This is a genomic window from Bradyrhizobium sp. 164, assembly GCF_023073715.1.
Taxonomy (GTDB): Bacteria; Pseudomonadota; Alphaproteobacteria; order Rhizobiales; family Xanthobacteraceae; genus Bradyrhizobium.
Map to the genome: position 1 here is coordinate 30,241 of NZ_JADPKA010000018.1, position 20,074 is coordinate 50,314.

General features: G+C 63.9%; 22 protein-coding genes. 13 read left to right on the forward strand and 9 right to left on the reverse strand.

All coding sequences use genetic code 11. The features are described 5' to 3' along the window. The first annotated feature begins 53 nt into the window (after window positions 1–53). Window positions 54–449 carry a group II truncated hemoglobin gene (locus IVB01_RS06325; protein WP_247281848.1) on the forward strand — a complete coding sequence of 132 codons (396 nt, stop codon included), beginning with the start codon at window positions 54–56 and terminating at the stop codon, window positions 447–449. A 51-nt stretch (window positions 450–500) separates the two neighbouring features. Here IVB01_RS06325 and IVB01_RS06330 read toward each other — a convergent pair whose 3' ends face one another. Beyond that, entirely contained in the window at window positions 501–833 is a 333-nt protein-coding gene (locus tag IVB01_RS06330; RefSeq protein WP_247281849.1) for a PRC-barrel domain-containing protein, read from the reverse strand. Between the two features lie 67 nt (window positions 834–900). Then, a complete protein-coding gene (locus IVB01_RS06335; protein ID WP_247281850.1) occupies window positions 901–1,686 on the reverse strand; it encodes an IclR family transcriptional regulator C-terminal domain-containing protein in 786 nt (261 codons plus the stop codon). A 109-nt stretch (window positions 1,687–1,795) separates the two neighbouring features. Here IVB01_RS06335 and IVB01_RS06340 point away from each other — a divergent pair, with 109 nt between their 5' ends. The 3 genes from IVB01_RS06340 to IVB01_RS06350 all read left to right on the forward strand — a co-directional run bounded on the left by IVB01_RS06340 (window position 1,796) and on the right by IVB01_RS06350 (window position 5,380). Further along, window positions 1,796–3,154 (forward strand): aromatic ring-hydroxylating dioxygenase subunit alpha, encoded by a 1,359-nt coding sequence (locus tag IVB01_RS06340; protein ID WP_247281851.1) that lies wholly within the window; start codon window positions 1,796–1,798, stop codon window positions 3,152–3,154. Between the two features lie 149 nt (window positions 3,155–3,303). After that, window positions 3,304–4,749: a glutamine synthetase family protein gene (locus IVB01_RS06345; RefSeq protein ID WP_247281852.1), complete on the forward strand. Its 1,446-nt coding sequence runs from the start codon at window positions 3,304–3,306 to the stop codon at window positions 4,747–4,749. A 289-nt stretch (window positions 4,750–5,038) separates the two neighbouring features. Next, entirely contained in the window at window positions 5,039–5,380 is a 342-nt protein-coding gene (locus IVB01_RS06350) for a hypothetical protein (protein WP_247281853.1), read from the forward strand. A gap of 125 nt (window positions 5,381–5,505) precedes the next feature. Here the strand turns inward: IVB01_RS06350 and IVB01_RS06355 are convergent, their stop codons facing one another. From IVB01_RS06355 to IVB01_RS06385, 7 genes are all read right to left on the reverse strand, one after another. Further along, window positions 5,506–6,219 carry an ABC transporter ATP-binding protein gene (locus tag IVB01_RS06355; protein WP_247494316.1) on the reverse strand — a complete coding sequence of 238 codons (714 nt, stop codon included), beginning with the start codon at window positions 6,217–6,219 and terminating at the stop codon, window positions 5,506–5,508. Beyond that, window positions 6,212–6,979, reverse strand: coding sequence for an ABC transporter ATP-binding protein (locus IVB01_RS06360; RefSeq protein WP_247281855.1), 768 nt, complete (start codon window positions 6,977–6,979; stop codon window positions 6,212–6,214). The genes IVB01_RS06355 and IVB01_RS06360 overlap by 8 nt, the downstream gene beginning before the upstream one ends. Then, window positions 6,972–7,916, reverse strand: coding sequence for a branched-chain amino acid ABC transporter permease (locus IVB01_RS06365; RefSeq protein ID WP_247281856.1), 945 nt, complete (start codon window positions 7,914–7,916; stop codon window positions 6,972–6,974). The genes IVB01_RS06360 and IVB01_RS06365 overlap by 8 nt, the downstream gene beginning before the upstream one ends. Beyond that, a complete protein-coding gene (locus tag IVB01_RS06370) occupies window positions 7,913–8,830 on the reverse strand; it encodes a branched-chain amino acid ABC transporter permease (protein ID WP_247281857.1) in 918 nt (305 codons plus the stop codon). The genes IVB01_RS06365 and IVB01_RS06370 overlap by 4 nt, the downstream gene beginning before the upstream one ends. Window positions 8,831–9,134: 304 nt before the next feature. Then, a complete protein-coding gene (locus IVB01_RS06375; protein WP_247281858.1) occupies window positions 9,135–9,353 on the reverse strand; it encodes a hypothetical protein in 219 nt (72 codons plus the stop codon). A 1-nt stretch (window position 9,354) separates the two neighbouring features. Further along, window positions 9,355–10,014 carry an acyl-homoserine-lactone synthase gene (locus tag IVB01_RS06380; RefSeq protein ID WP_247494317.1) on the reverse strand — a complete coding sequence of 220 codons (660 nt, stop codon included), beginning with the start codon at window positions 10,012–10,014 and terminating at the stop codon, window positions 9,355–9,357. 84 nt (window positions 10,015–10,098) lie between these two features. Beyond that, a complete protein-coding gene (locus IVB01_RS06385; protein ID WP_247281860.1) occupies window positions 10,099–10,827 on the reverse strand; it encodes a LuxR family transcriptional regulator in 729 nt (242 codons plus the stop codon). Between the two features lie 166 nt (window positions 10,828–10,993). Between IVB01_RS06385 and IVB01_RS06390 the strand changes: the two genes are divergently transcribed. The 9 genes from IVB01_RS06390 to IVB01_RS06430 all read left to right on the forward strand — a co-directional run bounded on the left by IVB01_RS06390 (window position 10,994) and on the right by IVB01_RS06430 (window position 19,973). Further along, window positions 10,994–11,170, forward strand: a complete 177-nt coding sequence (locus IVB01_RS06390; protein WP_247281861.1) for a hypothetical protein — start codon at window positions 10,994–10,996, stop codon at window positions 11,168–11,170. Window positions 11,171–11,387: 217 nt separating this feature from the next. Further along, window positions 11,388–12,326 carry a LysR family transcriptional regulator gene (locus IVB01_RS06395; RefSeq protein WP_247281862.1) on the forward strand — a complete coding sequence of 313 codons (939 nt, stop codon included), beginning with the start codon at window positions 11,388–11,390 and terminating at the stop codon, window positions 12,324–12,326. A gap of 132 nt (window positions 12,327–12,458) precedes the next feature. Continuing rightward, on the forward strand, window positions 12,459–13,337 hold the full coding sequence (locus IVB01_RS06400; protein ID WP_247281863.1) for a shikimate dehydrogenase: 879 nt from the start codon (window positions 12,459–12,461) through the stop codon (window positions 13,335–13,337). 56 nt (window positions 13,338–13,393) lie between these two features. After that, on the forward strand, window positions 13,394–14,524 hold the full coding sequence (locus IVB01_RS06405) for an ABC transporter substrate-binding protein (protein ID WP_247281864.1): 1,131 nt from the start codon (window positions 13,394–13,396) through the stop codon (window positions 14,522–14,524). Between the two features lie 220 nt (window positions 14,525–14,744). Beyond that, window positions 14,745–15,620: a branched-chain amino acid ABC transporter permease gene (locus tag IVB01_RS06410; protein ID WP_247450611.1), complete on the forward strand. Its 876-nt coding sequence runs from the start codon at window positions 14,745–14,747 to the stop codon at window positions 15,618–15,620. Next, the gene (locus IVB01_RS06415) at window positions 15,617–16,615 is read left to right on the forward strand and encodes a branched-chain amino acid ABC transporter permease (RefSeq protein ID WP_247281866.1); all 999 of its coding nucleotides are present in this window, start codon (window positions 15,617–15,619) and stop codon (window positions 16,613–16,615) included. Before IVB01_RS06410 ends, IVB01_RS06415 begins: the two co-directional genes overlap by 4 nt. Further along, complete coding sequence (locus IVB01_RS06420; RefSeq protein WP_247281867.1) at window positions 16,612–17,355, forward strand: ABC transporter ATP-binding protein; 744 nt, start codon at window positions 16,612–16,614, stop codon at window positions 17,353–17,355. The genes IVB01_RS06415 and IVB01_RS06420 overlap by 4 nt, the downstream gene beginning before the upstream one ends. A 12-nt stretch (window positions 17,356–17,367) precedes the next feature. Then, window positions 17,368–18,105 (forward strand): ABC transporter ATP-binding protein, encoded by a 738-nt coding sequence (locus tag IVB01_RS06425; protein ID WP_247281868.1) that lies wholly within the window; start codon window positions 17,368–17,370, stop codon window positions 18,103–18,105. Further along, on the forward strand, window positions 18,102–19,973 hold the full coding sequence (locus IVB01_RS06430; protein ID WP_247281869.1) for a sugar phosphate isomerase/epimerase and 4-hydroxyphenylpyruvate domain-containing protein: 1,872 nt from the start codon (window positions 18,102–18,104) through the stop codon (window positions 19,971–19,973). Before IVB01_RS06425 ends, IVB01_RS06430 begins: the two co-directional genes overlap by 4 nt. Window positions 19,974–20,074 lie beyond the last annotated feature (101 nt).

Consider the following 20,074-nt stretch of genomic DNA (forward strand, 5'->3'; position numbering starts at 1 on the left):
CATCTACACCCTCCAATTTCACTATATCCCAGCCCAACAGCAAGCGAAGACCGATGACCGATAGCGACGTCGCAATCTCCATGTTCGAGCGGATCGGCGGCAGTGCCACGATCGAGCGGCTGGTCGATCGCTTCTACGAGCGCATGGACACGCTGCCGGAAGCGAAAGTCATCCGCGCGATGCATGCGGCCGACCTCGGTCTGATCAGGGACGTGCTGAAGCGCTATCTGACCGAATGGACCGGCGGCCCGCGGCTCTACTCCGTCGAGAAAGGCCATCCGCGGCTGCGCCAGCGCCACATCGGCTTTGCGATCGGTGATGCCGAGCGCGACGCATGGATGGCCTGCATGCGCGGCGCGCTGGAGGAGACGGTCAGTGACACGAACGCGCGGCAGGACCTCGCCAAGGCGCTGTCCGGTCTCGCCGACTGGATGCGCAACCGGAATTGATCGGGCGTGGTGCTGCCGACCTTTAGCCCGCCCACACGAGCTGCGACGCGGCTAGACCGACCAGTAATGCGGATGCGGGTAGGACCGCGAGCGGTCGCCCCAGTCGAACGCATCGTCGTCGAACTCGCATGGGCCGCTGCTGAGCTCGTCCAGCGTCAACTCGGTCTGGAACGCCTGCCGGCTTGGATCGTATTTCAGCGCGCTCCACTGGAGAGGGTAATGGTGACGGGTGCCGAGCAGCCCGCCAGTCTTGATCACGGCATAGGCGACCATTCCGCTCATCTTGTCCAGCATCAGTCGCTCGATCGTGCCGAGCTTCGTCCCGTCGCGTCCGTACACGGCGACGTGCTCCACGCGATCGCTGGGAACCATGGTATGGTGCATGGCGTCCTCCCTGTTCTCTTGTGCTTGCCCTCATTATAGCACCGGTTTCGAGGCGACGGGAATGCAGCTACAGAAGCTGCGAGCGCACCAATTCCGCGCCCTCGCGCAACAGCGGCAGGAAACGGTCGAGCAGCTCCTGTGCCGGCACGCGGTCGACGTGAGCCCCCATGTTGATGGCGGCGACGATCACGCCGTCATAGCGCCGGACGGGAACCGAGATCGAGCGGAAATGCGGCTCCGCCTCGCGGTCGACCAGTGAATAGCCCTGCGCGCGGTCGGCAGTGATGCGCGCTAGCAGCGCTTTTGAATCAACCTCCGTCTGCGGCGTCAGCGCCTCGCGCTTCATGGTCTTCAGTCGCGCTGCAAGATCGGCGTCATCGAACTGGCCGAGCATTGCGCGACCGACAGAGGTGCAGAAGGCCGGAAGGCGGTAGCCGATCTCGAGACCGCCGGAGAAAACGCGCGCAGGGCTTCCGCGCGCGATGAATACGACGTCATCGCCATCGAGCACCGCGAGCGACGAGATCTCCTGCGCGGCGGTCGCGATGCGATCAAGGACCGGCTGAAGGACCACGACGAGCTGGTTCGAGCGCAGATAGGACGCTGCCAGCGTCAGCACATGAGGCGTCAGCGAGAACAGCTTTCCGTCACCGGAAGCGAAGCCGCCGCGCTGAAGCGTGAACAGCATGCGCCGCGCGGTGGCGCGGGGCAGATCGGCGGCGCGGGCAAGATCGCTCAGCGTCATCGGGCCGGCTGTAGTGCCGAAGCACTGGAGCAGCCGTAAACCGCGATCAAGGCTCTCGACGAAATCCGTCGCGCGCTCCTCGCTCTCGCTCCGCTTTACCTTGGGCATGGCTTCAGATGATCCTGCAAAATAGTGCTTGCTGCCGCGCCAAGGCATGTCATAATTCGCCCATTCGTTCAATAGGCGAACAAACTCCCTGCACAAGGATGTACGCGCCATGATGAGCCAGGAGCAGAACGACCTGATCACCCGCACCGGGCCCAAGGACCCCTGCGGCAGACTGATGCGGAGTTACTGGCAGCCGGCGGCGCTGGTGGACGAGCTAGAGGGTGCGCGGCCGATCCGTCCCGTAAAACTGCTCGGCGAGAGCCTGGTGCTGTTTCGCGACGAGACCGGACGGTACGGCCTGATCGACCGCCATTGCGCGCATCGCGGCGCCGACCTCGCCTTTGGTCGGCTCGAACATAGCGGCCTGCGCTGCGCCTTCCATGGCTGGCTGTTCGACGCCACCGGCCAGTGCATCGAGACGCCGGCCGAGCCGAAGGATTCCAAGCTCTGTCAGAACATTCGCCAGCGCTCTTATCCCGTCGTCGAGAAGAGCGGCATCCTCTGGGCTTATCTCGGCGAAGGTGCGCCGCCGGCCTTCCCGGAGCTCGACTGCTTTGTTGCGCCCGGCACGCACACGTTCGCCTTCAAGGGCCACATGGCCTGCAACTGGCTCCAGGCGCTGGAGGTCGGCATCGATCCCGCGCACGCCTCCTATCTGCACCGCTTCTTCGAGGACGAGGACACCTCGACCGCCTACGGCAAGCAATTCCGCGGTGCCTCCGCCGGCTCTGACTTGCCGATGACGAAGATCCTGCGCGAATACGACCGTCCAATCATCAATGTCGAGCATACCGAATACGGCCTCAGGCTGATCGCGCTGCGCGAGATCGACGAGGAGCGCACCCATGTGCGCGTCACCAATCAGCTCTTCCCACACGGCTTCGTCATCCCCATGAGCACGGAGATGACGATCACGCAGTGGCACGTGCCGCTCGATGACGAGAACTGCTATTGGTACGCGATCTTCACCAGCTACACGAACCCGGTGGACAAGGCGAAGATGCGCGAGCAGCGGCTCGAGCTCTATGAGTTGCCCGACTACAAATCGCGCAAGAACCGCAGCAACGATTACGGCTTCGATCCGCACGAACAGCAGACCGCGACCTACACCGGCATGGGCACCGACATCAACGTCCACGACCAGTGGGCGGTGGAATCGATGGGCGCGATCCAGGACCGCACCAAGGAGCATCTCGGTCAGAGCGACAAGGCGATCGTGCAATATCGCCGCCTGCTGCGGCAGGAGATCGAGAAGGTGTCGGGCGGCGAGAAGCCGATGCTGTTCCTGGACGAGGCCAACGCGCGCAGCATCCAGGGACCGGCGACCATGGACGGCATTGGTCCGACGCGGGGCTGGGAGACCTACTGGATGGAGGTCGACGTCAAGCGCCGCCGCGACGCGCCATGGACCGCGCCGGTGCCGAAGGACATCGCCGACAACGTGCACCGGCTGACGGCGGCGGAGTAGCGCGGAATGCAGGGCCCTCCTTCGTCATTGCGAGCGCAGCGAAGCAATCCAGACTGCCTCTCCGGAAAGACCCTGGATTGCTTCGCTGCGCTCGCAATGACAGGGTATGTTGCAGCGGCCTCGCGCCTTACGGCTTCAGGAGTAGCAAAGTGACTTTCGTCGCGCGCCATGCGCTGTGGTCGGATGAGCAGAGGGACGCGGCGGCGCGCATGCGCCGCATCGTCGAGGAAAAGAACCTCGAGATCATCCGCCTCGCCTTCCCGGACCAGCACGGCATCTTGCGGGGAAAGACCATCATCGCCGCTGAAGCTCTCGCCTCGCTGGAGAGCGGCTGCTCCATCACCACGACGATGCTTGCCAAGGACACCTCGCATCGCACGGTGTTTCCGGTGTTCACCTCCGGCGGCGGCTTCGGCATGAAGGAGATGGAGGGCGCAGCCGACGTGCTGATGGTCGCCGATCCCAGCACTTTTCGCGTGCTGCCGTGGGCGCCCGCCACAGGCTGGGTGCTGTGCGATCTCTATTTCAACGATGGCCGCGCCGTGCCGTTCGCAACGCGGGCGCTGTATCGCAAGGTTCTCGATGACCTCGCAAGCCGCGGCCATGATTTCGTCGCCGGGCTCGAGGTCGAATTCCACGTCTTCAAGCTCGACGACGCGCATATGCGGCCCGAGGACGCCGGCCAGCCCGGCACGCCGCCCTCGGTCAGCCTGCTCAGCCACGGCTATCAATATCTCACCGAGCAGCGCTTCGACCAGATGGAACCGGTGCTGGAGATTTTGCGGCGTGACATCGTCGCGCTCGGCTTGCCCTTGCGCTCGGTCGAGGTCGAGTTCGGCCCCAGCCAGTGTGAGTTCACCTTCGCGCCGAAGAAGGGGCTGGAGCCCGCCGACAACATGGTGCTGTTCCGCTCTGCCATAAAGCAGATCGCGCGCCGGCATGGCTATCACGCCACCTTCATGTGCCGGCCGAAACTGCCGAACGTGTTCGCGAGCGGCTGGCACTTGCACCAATCGATCGTCTCGCGCGGAAATGGCGAGAACCTGTTCATGGCCAAGGAAACGGCAAAGGACAGCGAGCCGCTCAGCGCGTTCGGCCAGGCGTACCTCGCCGGCCTGCTCGACCACGCCCGCGCCTCCACCGTGTTCACCACGCCGACCATCAACGGTTACAAGCGCTACCGCTCCTATTCGCTGGCACCGGACCGCGCGATCTGGGGCCGCGACAATCGCGGCGTGATGATCCGCGTGCTCGGCACGCCCGGCGATGCTGCGACGCGCCTGGAGAATCGCATCGGCGAGCCCGCCGCCAATCCCTATCTCTACATGGCCTCACAGATTCTCTCCGGCCTCGACGGTGTCGACCGCAAGCTCGATCCAGGCCCGTCGGCGGACACACCCTACGAGACCAAGGCGCCGCTCTTGCCGAAATCGCTGCGCGACGCCGTCGCTGCGCTGAAGGACGATCCGTTCTTCCGCGAAAAGCTTGGGCCTGAGTTCGCCGACTATTACACCCACATCAAGAACGCCGAGATCGATCGCTTCCTGTCTGAGGTAACCGACTGGGAGCACCGCGAATATTTCGAGATGTTTTAATCGAGGAGCTCACGCCTCCGTGAGGCGACTTCGTCCCACCTGTTCCGACGACATCTGACTGCCATCCGACGAAGCCATTTTCCCCATCCCTCGAAAACCGGCGGAAAGACGCCGGGTCTAGATTAGCCGTGATGAACAACGGAGTTCGATCATGTGGGACCAATTATTCAGCCTGATCTATCACCTCTCCTGCCGGACCACGCTGATTGAGATCGGGACGCATCGGCTAGCGCGTTAACTTCCCTATCGGACCGAATAGGTAACACGCATTGGCCAAATGGGCACTTACATGCGCAAGCTGATTCTGATCGCGGCCCTGTTGCTGGTTGCAACAGAAGCCTTTGCTGCTGGCCCGCGAAGCCTGAGCCTCGCCGCAACCGATGCGAGCCAGGCCGAGCAGCCCGCCGCGACGGCCGCGCCGCAGTCGACCCAGGCCCCGGCAGGGCCCGCGGCCGTTCAGGCCACAACGACGACGCCCACGCCGCCACCTGCTGCAACCGCCGCAACGGCCGCGCAGTCGACTGCCACGCCCGCGAGCAGCACGACCGGCAGCAGCAAGGCGAAGCGACGCCAGCCCTCCGTCGAAGCGCGCGTGATCCGCGAACTGCATCGCCACGGGATTTATTGGTGAGGGCAAGCTCTCACGACCGCCATTGCCAGCGAAGCGAAGCAATCCAGACTGCCGCCGAGGATCCTGGATTGCTCGCTGCGCTCGCAAGGGCGAAGTTGGGGCGGACGTCGCGCTCCTTAGGGGCCTCAGATTCCTAAATATTTATGCTGAAGGTCCGGCGCGGCCATCAGCTCGTCGGAGGTGCCGCTCCAGACCGTCTTGCCGCGCTCGATGATGGAGTGGCGGTCGCAGATGCGGGCGAGGTGATCGACATTCTTGTCGACCACCAGGATCGACTGTCCGCGGCTCTTGAGCAGCGACAGGCAGTTCCAGATCTCTTCGCGAATCAGCGGCGCGAGGCCTTCGGTCGCTTCATCCAGAATCAGAAGCTTCGGGTTGGTCATCAGTGCGCGCCCGATGGCGAGCATCTGCTGCTCTCCGCCGGAGAGCTGGTTGCCCATGTTGGAGGCACGCTCGGCGAGGCGCGGAAACAGCACGTAGATCGCGGCCAGCGTCCAGGGATTGGGGCTAGCGAAACGATCGGCGGCGGCGGCTAAGAGATTTTCGCGCACGGTGAGGTTCGGGAAGATCTGACGTCCCTCCGGCACGATGCCGACGCCGAGCTGGGCGATCCGGTATGACGGAAGCTGCCGCACCTCGACGCCCGCGAAACGGATGCTGCCTGCGCGCGCCGGCGTCAGGCCCATGATGGAGCGGATGGTGGTGGTCTTGCCCATGCCGTTGCGGCCCATCAGCGAGACCATCTCGCCCGGTTTGATCGACAGCGACAGGCCGAACAGCACCTGGGACAGGCCGTAGCAGGTCTCGATGCCCTCGACGTCCAGCAGCGTGTCAGCCATGATGCGTCACCACATGCTGATCGCCGAGATAGGCGCGCTTGACGTCCTCGTTCTGGCGGATCGCGGCCGGATCGCCGGAGGCGATGACGCGGCCATAAACCAGCACCGAAATCCGGTCGGCGAGCGCGAACACCGCCGGCATGTCGTGCTCGACGAGCACGATCGAGACCTCTTTGCGCAGCTCCTGGAGCAACTTCACCATGCGCTGCGATTCGGTGACGCCGAGACCTGCCATCGGCTCGTCGAGCAGCAGGAGCTTCGGCTTGCTCGCGAGCGCAACCGCGAGCTCGAGCTCGCGCCGCTCGCCATGGCTGAGCCTGGACACCACGACATCGGCGCGGTGCAACAGGCCGACGCGATCGAGCGCTGCATGGGCGGCATCGCGCAGGCCCTTCTCCTTGCGCGCATTGGCGAAGAAGCGGAACGACGTACCGGCATGCGCTTGGGCTGCCAGGGCGACATTATCGGCGGCGGTGAAGTCGAGCAGCAGCGAGGTGATCTGGAACGAACGGGCGAGGCCCAGCGCGCAGCGGCGATAGGCCGGCAGATAGGTGATGTCCCGCCCCGCCAGCGACACGCTGCCGGAATGCGGTTCGAGGTGCCCCGTGAGCTGGCTGATCAGCGTGGTCTTGCCGGCACCGTTCGGGCCGATAATGGCGTGCAACTCGCCGCTAGCGACCTCGAGCGAGACGTTGTCGGTCGCGATGATGCCGCCGAAGCGGCGCACCAGCTTTTCGACGCGGAGCAGGGGTTCAGCCACGGCCAGCCCTCCCGAGCGCGCCCATGATGCCGCCGCGGCCGAACAGGACGATGAGCAGCAAGAGCGGGCCCATGATCAGCGCCCAATATTCGGTGATCTGCGACAAGAACTCTTCCAGCAGCAGGAACACCACCGCGCCCATGATCGGACCGAACAGCGTGCCCATGCCCCCCAGGATCACCATCACCATGAGATCGCCGGAGCGGGTCCAGTACATCACGGCGGGACTGACGAAATCGGTGTTATTGGCGAGCAGCGCGCCGGCAAGGCCGCACATGGTGCCTGATATGACGAAGCAGACGAGCTGGTAGCGCTTGGCGGCGAAGCCGATCGCCTGCATGCGCTGCTCGTTGGAGCGCAGGCCCTGCACGACGAGGCCGAAGCGCGAATTGACGATGCGCCAGATCAGGAAAATGACACCGAGCAGGCAGGCGAGGCAGAGATAATAGAACTGCATGCGGTCGCCGAGATTGATCAGTCCGGAGAAGTCGCTGCGCTTGTAAACGGTGAGACCGTCGTCGCCGCCGTAGCGCGCCAGGCCCGAGGCGACGTAATAGGCCATCTGCGCGAAGGCCAGCGTGATCATGATGAAATAGACGCCGCGCGTGCGCAAAGAGAGCGCGCCGATCACCAGCGCGTAAGTCGCGGAGGCCGCAAGCGCGACGGGAAACTGGATGAAGCCGCTTCCGACGCCCTCCTGCGCGAGCATCCCGACTGCGTAGCCGCCGATGCCGAGATAGGCAGCGTGACCAAAACTCATCATGCCGCCGAAGCCCATGATGAGATTGAGGCTCGCCGCCGCCAGCGCCAAGATGATGATACGGGTGAACAGCGTCAGGATGAAGATGTTGCCGGTCAGGTGCGAATAGAGCGGCAGCAGCACGAGGCCCGCCAGCATCAGGGCCGTCACGGCTTTGCTCACACTGAAAGCCTTCATCGACGATTGGCCGGAAACAGCCCCTCCGGCCGCACCACCAGCACGATCGCCATTAGGAGATAGATCAGCATGGACGACAGCGCGGGCGCGGCAGTGGAGGCCGCGGCGCCGCTCAGCACCTGCCGGAGCAGGTTCGGCAGGAAAGCGCGGCCGAGCGTGTCGATCATGCCGACGAAGATTGCGGCCAGGAACGCGCCGCGGATCGAGCCAATGCCGCCGATCACGATGATGACGAAGGCGAGGATCAGGATGTTCTCGCCCATGCCGATCTGCACGGTGAGGATCGGCGCCTGCATCAGACCGGCAAGGCCTGCGAGCGCGGCACCTAAGCCAAAAACCAGCGTGTAGAGCAGCTTGATGTTGATGCCGAGCGCGCCGATCATCTCGCGGTTGGAGGCCCCGGCCCGGATCAGCATGCCGATGCGGGTGCGCATCACGCCGAGATAGAGCAAAAGCGCGACCAGCAGCGCGACCGCGATGATGGCGAGGCGATAGGCGGGATAATGAATGCCGGGCAGGATCGGGACCGGCACGGTGAGCCAGGCCGGCAGCGGCAACGCCAGGCCGGCCGGGCCCCAGATCAGCCGCACGGCTTCGTTGAAGAACAGAATCAGGCCGAAGGTCGCGAGCACGTGGTCGAGATGGTCTCGCCCGTAGAGATGCCGCAGCGCAGTCATCTCGAGCACGATGCCGAGCACGAGGGTTGCGCCAAGCGCCATCAGCGCACCGAGCAGGAAGCTGCCGGTCCACGCGGCGAAGGTCGCGGCGAAATAGGCGCCCATCATGTAGAGCGAGCCGTGCGCGAGGTTGACGAGATCCATGATCCCGAACACCAGCGTCAGGCCGGCGGCGAGCAGGAACAGCAGCAGGCCGAACTGCAATCCGTTCAAGAACTGTTCGACGACGAGCAGCATCAAGACTCTTTCAGGCGCACGCAGTGTCACGCCGATGTTCGAACACGGTCGCCATCAGTGAAAGAGCTCCCCCTGCCTGTTCAAGGCCGAAAAATGGGTAATGGCAGTATCGTTCCGAGGCAAGTGCGATTTGACACCAAACATGCACTTTGTTGCATCCCGGCGCCACGCGGCCGACACCTGCTTTGCAATGCAAGAAGATTGCCGCGCGGTATGGGGCAACCTGCCGCACCCAAACGGTCACCCTCCCCCAGGCAAGCCGAGGGAGGGTGGAATGTCGTTGAAGCTTTAGCGAGAGATGCGTCTAGTGCGACGTCATCTGGTGGGGAAGGTCGTCCGGTTCAGCGAGCACGCTATTCACCGTCGAGGCCTCCAGCGCTGCCATCCTGAACAGATAGGCCAGCGTCGTCAGTCCGGCATCGTCCGCCATCTGCGCGAGCTCGAGCGCCATGTCGGACATGTAACCGAGATTCTCGTCCTCGATCTGCGCCATGATCTGGCTGTCCCGCATCATGTTCGACATCTCAAGCGCTCTTTCGTTGCGCGGCAGCGACGCCGCGGAGGTTAGCACGGGCAATACAGTCGATCCGCGGACCGTCCTGCTGGACGATGCTCGTCATTCCGATACGGTCGCGCACGATATCGAGCGACCCCTGACTGACCTCGATCGTTGCAGCCATGGTCCAGGAATTTTCCATCAGCGCCGGCAATCCCAGCGGTGTCACGATGAATCCGATGTCGTTGAAGCGCGGCAACCACCACGTCTCCATGACGAGACAGAGACGCTCGATGCCCTGATCGAGACAGAACTCCTGCGCAGCCGCCATCAATTGCAGATTGAAGGCGCCGTCGCGGCGCTCCCGTGACACGAAGAAGCGCGACCACTCCCAGACCAGCGGGTCCGACGGGCATCCGCGCACGGCCGCGAGATGCGGGAAGACTTCGCTCATCATTGTCGGTCTGGCGGTGGGATACAGGCGGAAGCTGCCGAGCACCCGGCGGTTTTCGAGAGCCAGCAGGTAGACCGCATCGTCATTGTCGTAGCTATCGATCTCGCGGCCGTCGGGCTTGCGTAGCGACTCCCATTTCCGCTCCTCGACAAAAATCTCGTGACGGACCCGAAAATACTGTTCGAGAACGTCCTCGTTGAGGTGCCGATTGGCGGCAGAAATCACATGAATCATGCACTCCCCCTGGCTCGAAATGAAGGGAGCCTCAGCGAAAAAGGCAAAGTCGACTATTGGGAAATTTCCCAGTAGGCGAGGATTTCAGGGATTGATGATTCTGTGGCGGATCGCGATCGCGACCGCATGCGTCCGGTTGACGGCGCCGAGCTTGCGCGCGGCAGTTGCAAGATGCTCTTCCGCAGTGCGTTGCGTGATGTGCAGGATCTCGCCGATCTCCCAGGCGGACTTGCCTTGCGACGCCCAGGCAATCACCTCGCGCTCGCGCGGGGTCAGGCGCATCGACGGATGCGGCGCCGGATCGAGCAGACGGCGAATGTGATCGAAGCCGTACATCCCGATCAGGTGCAGCGCCGGCTTGCTGCGCGCATTGAGATCGAGGTGGACGCCACCGAGCGAGACGCCGGCCTCATAGCCGGTCAAGCCGTGGATCGGCACGACGAAGCCGCGCGACATGCGGAAATCGGCGGCGCGCCGCATCACCTCCACCGCACCCGGCTCCAGCTCCGGATCATACGGCGCCTCAGACCACTCGAAAGGATTCACCGTCTGCCGGCATTTGCGGATCACGGGGTCGACACGGTCGTAACTCTTTTGGACATAGAGGTTGAACCACTCCGCCGGCCATTTCTTGGCGAGCACCATCTGGGAAAAGCGCTGATCGGGATTCGGCAAGCCCGTTACGATGATATGTTCGAAACCGTATCGGCTGAACGCGGTCGCAAGCGCGTCCATGGCGTCCGGAACTTTGGTATAGGCTTCCAAGCCTTCGATGAAGTCGAGCGCCTCCCGACCATAGTCTACGGCGGACATCAGTGCGTTTCCTGACTCTCGCCCCGCCGTATAGCACGCATTGGGGAGCTGCCTCAGGTCGCCGTGGCCGTAGTTTACCGGTGCTCATCCGCTCCGAAGACTTAATCTACTTGTGGCAGAAATGACGTCACGATACACCTGAAGCGTACGAAGCGGGAAAACCACGATGGAAGACGAGGACATCGCTCTCAACAGCGTGCTCGGCCTGGAATTGAACCGCGTGTTTTTCGCCGTCCGCCAAACGGCAAACAAGCAAAAGATCATCGAGTTCGCGCGCGAGGTGCTGCAAAGCGAGCGCGCCGAGCTGGCGAACAGCCTCTTGCCCGAGGGCCCGGCGGGTTAGCCAACGCAGTTGCAGCTTCACGCGCCCCGCTTCCATTTGAACGCGCTGATTTCCGTCGAAACGATCCGACTGTTGCCGTCTCCCCTCCCGAGCGGGAAGCCTAAGGACCCGAGAGCAACTTGCCTCCTCCGCCCATGTTGACAGACACTTGCCGCTGGATGACATCTCGGCTCTCGTGAGATGATCGAGATCACGATCATCCTTCGGACGCCCGGACATGATGACGCTGCGCCAGGTTGAAGTGATACGTGCCGTGATGGTGACGGGCACCATCGGCGGCGCGGCGAAGCTGCTCAACGTCTCGGCACCGGGGATCAGCCGCCTCGTCAAATACACCGAGCGCTCGCTCGGCATCCGCTTCTTCCAGCGCCAGAACGGGCGCTATTTCCCGACGCCGGAAGCCGAGAACATCTTCGAGCAGATCAACGGCGTCTACAAGAAGGTCGACGACCTCTCCGAGATCATCTCCAAGATCGGCCGCGGCGGATTGTCGGAGCTGCGCATCGGCTCGGTGCCGAGCATCTCGCAGGTGATGGTGCCGCGCGCGATCGAGCGCGTCCGCCGCCGCTATCCGGACCTCGGCATCGACATCAACATCCTCAAGCTCGAGGAAGCCATCGATTATCTGATGCTCGGCCGCGGCGAGTGCGTGGCGATGAGCTACCGACTGGAACATTCAGGGCTCGACCTCATGCCGCTCGCCTCGGGCGAGCTCTATTGCATCGTGCCGCCGGGACATGAGCTCGCCGGCCGCAAGCAGGTCTCTGCCGCCGAGATCACCCGCTATCCGCTGATCGGGATCGATCCGAACGACCCTTACGGACGGATCATGGCCGAGATCTTTGCGCGCAACCGGCTCGACTACAACATCACCATCCGCGCGCGCTTCGGCACCACGGTCTGCGCCCTGGTCAAGGCGGGGCTCGGCATCGCCATCATCGACCAGTTCACGGTGGCCCATGGCGGCTATCCCGGAATCGAGCTCTTGAAGATCACCGAGCCGACGCGGTTCGACACCTATATCGCGGTGAAGCGCGGCGCGCCGCTGTCGCTCCATGCCGAGTATTTCATCGATGCCCTGCGCGCCGAGATGCGCGCGGTCGAGCCGTCCCGCGGCAACGGCAAGGCCGTTTCGGCACGCGGGCGGAAGAAATAACATTATGTTAGGTTTACCGGATAAAAGGGTAATTGTGTTAGGCAGGGGAAAGGCTATCGTCGCGGCTGGAATTGCGCGGATTTCCCCGCTAATGGCCGGGCCCGGACGCTCCCAACGAGACGATAGCGAACCATGTCGAAGCGCGAACACGCCGCCAGCAGGAAGCTTCTCACCGGCCTGATCGGCGCGCCGATCGCGCATTCCGCGTCCCCCGCCATGCATGAGCGCGCCGCCGAGGCGCTCGGCCTGCGCGGCCACTACCAGCTCATCGAAGTGGCCGGTGCCGATGCGGCCGGGCTCCGCATGATGCTCGAAGGCGTGCGCCGGCTCGGCTTTGCCGGCGTCAATGTGACCTATCCTTATAAGGAAGCGGTGGTCCCACTGCTCGATGCGCTGGCGCCGGACGCTGCCGCCATGGGCGCGGTCAACACCGTCGTCGTCAGGGACGGCCAGCTGACCGGCCACAACACCGACACTACAGGCTTTGCGCGTGCGGTGGCCCCGCTGCTGGCGCCATCAGCCAACTCCGTTGCCGTGATCGGCGCAGGCGGCGTCGGCAAGGCGATCGCGTTTGCGCTGGCGGGCCTGGAGGTGACCGATATCCGCATCTTCGACAGCGAGCCGGCGCGCGCCGAGAAACTCGCCTCGCTGCTTGCCAGGCAGGGCCGCGCGAGGGTGGCCGGAAACGTCGAGGACGCACTCGATGGTGCAACCGGTCTCGTCAATGGCACGCCGGTCGGCATGCTGCCGAACCGAGACACCCCGGTGCCGGCGGCGCTGCTCAGGGCAGACCTGTGGGTCGCCGATGCCGTCTATTCGCCGCTGATCACGCCGCTGCTTGCCGCAGCGCGACAGAAAGGCGCTCTGATCATGACCGGGCGGGAGCTTGCGATCTATCAGGCCGCCGACGCCTTTGAACTGTTCACCGGCCTTGCTCCATCGACCGAGATCATGGGAGAGGCTTTTGATGCCGTGATGGCTGCGCGCACCGCCGCCTATCAGGCAGCTTGAGACGAAGCGGCCGGGCACAAGGCCGCTTGCAAGATTTGAAACGGGAGGAGAGGACGATGAAATCAACGCTATTGGTGGGCGCGCTGCTCACCGCCATGACGGCAACGAGCGCCCTTGGCCAGGCGATCAAGCTCGCCGACGTCGCCGAGCTCTCCGGCGGCGGCGCCACCGTCGGCACCAACTGGAAGAACGGCATCGACCTCGCGATCGAGGAGATCAACGCCAAGGGCGGCGTGCTCGGCCGCAAGCTGGAGGTCACCCACGCCGACTCGCAGTCCAACCCCGGCGTCGCCCGCGCCCAGGTGCAGAAGGCGCTCGACGCCGAGCCCTATGTGCTGCTCGGTCCCGGCTATTCCGGCTCGGTGAAGGTCACCGCGCCGCTCGCGGCCGAAGCCGGTATCGCGCAGATCATGGGCGGCGAAGCCGCAGAGCTGACGCAGGCGGGCAACAAGTTCCTGTTCCGCACCTCGTTCGGCCAGCAATCCTCGATGCCGAAGGTCGCCAAATACATCCACGACGAGATGAAGGCGAAGACGGTTGCGGTGGTCTGGGTCAACAACGACTTCGGCCGCGGCGGCCGCGACGTCGTCGTCAAGGAGCTCGACCGGCTCGGCTCCAAGGTGGTTGCCGATCTCTCCACCGAAGCGGGCCAGGCCGATTTCGCCGCCGACGTCGGCAAGATCAAGGCTGCCAATCCCGATGCCGTGTTCGTTTATCTCAATGAGGAAGAGAGCGCGCGCATCCTGAAAGAACTGAAGCGGCAGGGCGTCACCGCACCGCTGATGGGCGAGACCACGCTGATCGGCCAGAAGGTGATCGAGCTCGCTGGCGATGCCGCCAAGGGCGCGCGCGGCCATGTCGGCCTCACCACCGATGCCCCGGTCGATCTGATCAAGGCGTTCCGCGAGAAATTTTCCAAGAAGTACAATTACGTGCCTGATCATAACGGCCTGAAGGGCTATCTCGCCGTCTACATGGTCAAGGCCACCACCGAGAAGATGGGCAAGGTCGACTCGAAGAAGTTTGCCGACACGCTGCATGGCCTGACCATCAAGGCCGCCGACGAGCCGGGCATTTTGATGGACGTCACCTTCAGCGACACCGGAGACATCGACCGTCAGAGCTTCCTGGTCGAGGTGGTCGAAGGCAAGCAGGTCGTGAAGCAGGTGCTGCCGAAAGTGAAGTGAGGTTCGTCTCTCTCCGCTTGCGGGGAGAGACCGGAATTTGCGCAGCAAATTCCGGGTGAGGGGGAGCTTCCGCGGGTCCAACTATTACCGCCCTCGCGAAGGCTCGCCCTCACCGTAGCCGATGCTTCGCATCGGCGTTCTTAAGAACGGCGGCCGTAGGCCGCCTACGCCTCTGCCCGCAAACGTGACGAACGGGAAGGCAGAACGGCGAGAGGGGAAAATGTCCAGTCTGTTCGATCTTCTGGTCGCGGGACTTGCCACCGGCGCGATCTATGCGCTGGTCGCGGTCGGCTTCACGCTGCTGTGGCAGACTTCGCAGACCATCAATTTCGCCCAGGGCGAGTTCGTGATGCTGCCGGCGTTCCTGATGCTGGCGGCGATGCATGCCGGCGCCCCGTTCTGGCTCGCGATCATCCTCGGCATCCTGCTCTCGATGATCTTGCTCGGTCTCGCCTTCAAGCTGCTGCTGGTCGATCCGATGATGCGCCACGGCGTGCTGCCGCTGGCGATCGCGACCATGGCGCTGGCCATCGGCATCAAGGAATCCGTCAAGCAGTTCTTCAGCGCCGAGGCCTCGCCCTTCCCGTCGATCGCGCCGACCGGCGATATCTCCATCCTTGGCCATGCGGTGTCGCTGCAAAGCATCGGCGTCCTCGTCGTCGCCATCCTTGCCGTCTTCGGCTTGACCGCACTGCTCAACCGCACCTCGCTCGGCCACCAGATGCAGGCGGCGGCGCAGAACCCGACGGTGGCGCGGATCATCGGCGTGCCGGTCGAGCGCATGATCCTGCTGACCTTCCTGATCAACGCCTTCCTGGTGGCGCTAGCCTCACTGCTGATCACGCCGATCTATCTCGCCAAATTCTCCTCCGGCGAGGTGCTGGGCCAGGCGGCATTCATCGCCGCGATCGTCGGCGGCTTCAACCAGGTGCGCGGCGCAATCGCCGGCGGTCTTTTGATTGGCGTGCTCGACAATCTCGCGGCCGCCTATGTCTCGACGCAGTATCGCGCCGCCGTTCCGATGATCTTCCTGATCGCCGTCATCCTGTTCCGGCCGCAGGGCTTGCTCGGCCGCGCCGAGGAGCGCACGGTATGATCAGCTTTGGCAAACCCCTGAAGATTGCGCTCGGCCTCATCGCCATCGCCGCGCTGATCATTGTCCCCATGAACTTCAACCGTTACGGTCTGTTCATCCTGAGCCAATGGGCGGTGATGAGCATCGCCGCGATGGGGCTCAACCTTACGCTCGGCTATGCCGGCCAGGTCTCGCTGGCGCAGGGCGCCTTCGTCGGCATCGGCGCTTATGCGGCGGCGATCATGACCACCCATGGCTGGCCGCTGCCGGCCGCGATTCTGGTCGCGATCGCCTTGAGCTTTGCGGTCGGCTGGGTGCTGGGTTATCCCGCGCTGCGCGTGCAGCACCACTACCTCGCCTTCGTTACCCTCGCCTTCTCCACTCTCGCCTTCCTGGTGTTCCGCAACGAGAGCTGGCTCACCGGCGGCATCTACGGCATCTCCAACATCCCGCGCCCGCACGTCTTCGGGCTAGCGACCAACAAGCCGCTGCCCTTCTATTATGTCTGCCTCGGCTCGCTCGCGATCGTGTCGCTTGCCGTGTGGTGGCTGATCCGCTCGCCCTGGGGCCGCGCCTTCATGGCGCTGCGCGAGAATCCGCTGCGTGCGCAATCGCTCGGCGTCGACACCCGGCGCTACACGCTGATGGCCTTTGCGATCGGCTCGGCGCTCGGCGGCGTCGCCGGCGCACTCTATGCGCCGCTGACGCAATATATCGATCCCGTGCCGTTCAACCTGTCGCTCTCGCTCGACCTGCTGATGATGGTGATCGTCGGCGGGGCCGGCTTCTATTTCGGTCCGTTCCTGGGCGCGATGATTGCCGTGCTGCTGCCGGAATGGCTGCGCTTCACCGAAGGCTATTATCTCATGCTCTATGCGGTTGCGGTGATGCTGCTCTTGATCTGGTCGCCGACCGGCATCCTGGGAATCCTCGATCGCGCGATGGCGGCGCGACGGACCAAGGCGGCGTCCGCGCTGCGCGCCGTCGCAAAGTCACGCCTGGAGACGGTGCAATGAGCGCAGTCCTCGAGGTTACCAATATCAAGAAAAACTTTGGCGGCATCAGCGCCGTCGATGGCGTCAGCTTCGACGTGCGCGAGGGCGAGATCCTCGGCCTGATCGGACCGAACGGCTGCGGCAAGTCGACGCTGTTCAACTGCATCCTCGGCCAGCTCACGCCGTCAGGCGGCGAGGTCAGGCTGGACGGCAAGGTGGTGACGGGCCTGCGGCCCTCCGAACTCAACAAGTTGGGGGTCAGCCGCACCTTCCAGCTCCTGCAGGTTTTTCCAAAGCTCTCGGTGCGGGAGAACCTGATTCTGGCCGGACAGGAGCACCAGGGCAACATGGCCTCGCGCCTCGTCGGCCGCTCCGATGCCGGGCTGAGCGACGCCGCCAACCAGATGATCGGCTTCTTCAAGCTCGACCATCTCGCGGACGAGCCGGCCGGCGGCCTCTCCTATGGCCAGCAAAAACTGCTCGATGCCGCCATGGCCTTCATGGGCGGACCGCGCCTGGTGCTGCTCGACGAGCCAGCCGGCGGCGTCAACCCGTCGATGCTGGCGGACCTCAAGGACCGCCTGGTTGCGATCAACCGCGAGAAGAACGCCACCTTCGTCGTGATCGAGCACAACATGGAATTCGTGATGTCGCTGTGCTCGCGGGTGATGGTGATGGCGGAAGGCAAGGTGCTGGCGATGGGACGGCCGGATGAGGTGCGGAAAAACCTCGCCGTCATCGAAGCCTATCTCGGACATTAGGGAGCGCGAGCCATGAGCGACCCGATCCTCTCTGTTCACAATCTCGTCGGCGGCTACGGCAAGATGACGATTTTGAACGGCACGACCTTCGCCGTGCCGCAAGCCACGATCACGACGATCATCGGCCCGAACGGCGCCGGCAAGTCCACCGTCTTCAAGGCAATCTTCGGCCTGCTCAAGCTGCGCGAGGGCAAGATCAGCTTTGCCGGCCGCGACGTCACGAACCTGAGCCAGCGCGCGCTGCTCAATGCCGGCATCTGCTACGTGCCGCAGGGCCGCAACATCTTTCCCGAGCTTTCGGTACGCCACAACATCGAACTCGGCGGCGTCGCTGCGGACAAGAGCCTCGATCTTCCCAAGCGGATCGAGGCGGCACTCGACCTGTTTCCGGCGCTGCGGCAAAAATCGACGCAGCAGGCTTCCACGCTGTCCGGCGGCGAGCAGAAGCAACTCGAGATCGCCCGCTCGCTGCTGCTCGAACCCAGGCTGGTGCTGATCGACGAGCCCTCGATCGGCCTGTCGCCGCTGATGGTGCAGCAGACCTTCGATATCCTCAAAAGCTTGCGCGACCGCGGCGTCACGATCCTGATGATCGAGCAGAACGCACGTTCGGCGCTGGAGATCTCGGACATCGGCATCGTGCTCGAGCTCGGCCAGACCCGGATGATCGACGACGCCAAGCGCATTCTGAACGATCCCCGCATCGGGCAATTGTTCCTGGGCGGCGCCATGGAGGAGAGCGCCGCATGAACAAGCGTTCGATCGCAACCGTGTCCCTCTCCGGCACCCTCGACGAAAAGCTGCGCGCCATCGCCTCAGCCGGCTTCGACGCGGTCGAGATCTTCGAGAACGATCTGTTGTCGTTCGGCGCGGGCCCGCGCGAGGTGGCACAGCTCTGCAAGGACCTCAATCTCGAGATCTGCGCGTTCCAGCCGTTCCGCGATTTCGAAGGCATGCCGGAGCCGCAGCGTTCGCGCAACTTTGCCCGTGCGATGCGCAAGTTCGATTTGATGCAAGAGCTCGGCACCGATCTCTTGCTGATCTGCTCCAACGTTTCGCCCACCTCGCTTGGCGGCATCGACCGTGCCGCGGACGATTTTCGCGAGCTCGGCGAACGTGCGGTGAAACGTGGTTTGCGCGTCGGATACGAGGCGCTGGCTTGGGGACGACACGTCAACGACTACCGCGACGCCTGGGAGATCGTGCGCCGCGCCGATCATCCGGCAATCGGCATCATCCTCGACAGCTTTCATGCGCTGGCGCCCGGCTTTCCGACCCGCGCGATGGCTTCGATTCCCGGCGACAAGATCTTTCTGGTGCAGCTTGCTGACGCGCCGAAGCTCGAGCTCGACATCCTCTCCTGGAGCCGGCACTTCCGCTCCTTCCCGGGCCAGGGTGACCTCCCGGTCCGCGAGTTCATGGCGGCGGTGGCGGCGACCGGCTATGCCGGGCCGCTGTCGCTGGAGATCTTCAACGACCAGTTCCGCGCCGGCTCGGCGGCCCAGACGGCGGTCGACGGCCTGCGCTCGCTGATCCTGCTGGAGGACCAGCTCGCACCGGACTGGCCAAAGCTTGTCCGCGAGCCGCTGGCGCCGAAATCCAGAAGCCACGGTACCGGCTTCGTCGAGTTCGCCGTCAACGAGACCAAGGCCGGCGAGCTTGCCCGACTGTTCGCGCAGCTCGGTTTTCGCAGGACCGGCAAGCACCGCAGCAAGGCGGTGGAGCGTTGGTCGCAAGGCAAGGTCGAGCTCGTCATCAATTCCGAGACGGACGGCTTTGCGCATTCGCATTACGTCACCCATGGCCCCGGCGTCTGTGCGATCGCACTCGACGTCGACAATGCGGGCCTTTCCATGCAGCGCGCCGAAGCGCTGAAGGCGCGCACCTTCTACCAGCCGGTCGGGCCGGGCGAACTCGAGATCCCGGCGATCCACGGCGTCGGCGGCAGCCTGCTCTATTTTCTGGATCAGGCCGGCAAGAACTGGGACACCGATTTCGAGCCGGTACCGAGCGAGGCGAGCGAGGACGCGCTGCTGGCGGTCGATCACATCGCGCAGTCGATGCCCTATGACGAGATGCTGTCCTGGCTGTTGTTCTACACCGGCATCCTCGACCTGACGCGACTGCCGCAGATGGAGATCGTCGACCCGAGAGGCTTGGTGCAGAGCCAGGCCATCATCAACGCCGACCAGAGCCTGTGCTTCGTGCTCAACGGCTCCTCTGCCAACCGCACGCTGCCGTCGCGCTTCATCTCCGAGTTCTTCGGCTCCGGCGTGCAGCACGTCGCGTTCTCGTGCCGCAACATCTTTGCGACGGTCGCGGAGATGCGCAAGCGCGGCGCGGATTTCCTCGACATCCCTGATAATTACTACGACGACATCGAAGCCAAATACGACCTTTCGCCCGAGCTGATGGCGCAACTGCGCGCCAATCACATCCTCTACGACCGCGAGGGTGACGGCGAATTCTTCCAGGTCTACACCCACATCTTCGACGAGCGCTTCTTCTTCGAGATCGTCGAACGGCGGCGCTATCAGGGCTTTGGCGCGGCCAATGCCGGCATCAGGCTCGCAGCGCAGGCCCGCGAGGTGCGGCCTGCGAGCATGCCAAGGATGTAGGCTCCTCCGGGTGAGGGGGTCTCCGCGAGTCACAACGCAGCGACGAGCAAGGCTCCCTCAACACGTCATTGCGAGCGTAGCGAAGCAATCCAGAATCCCTC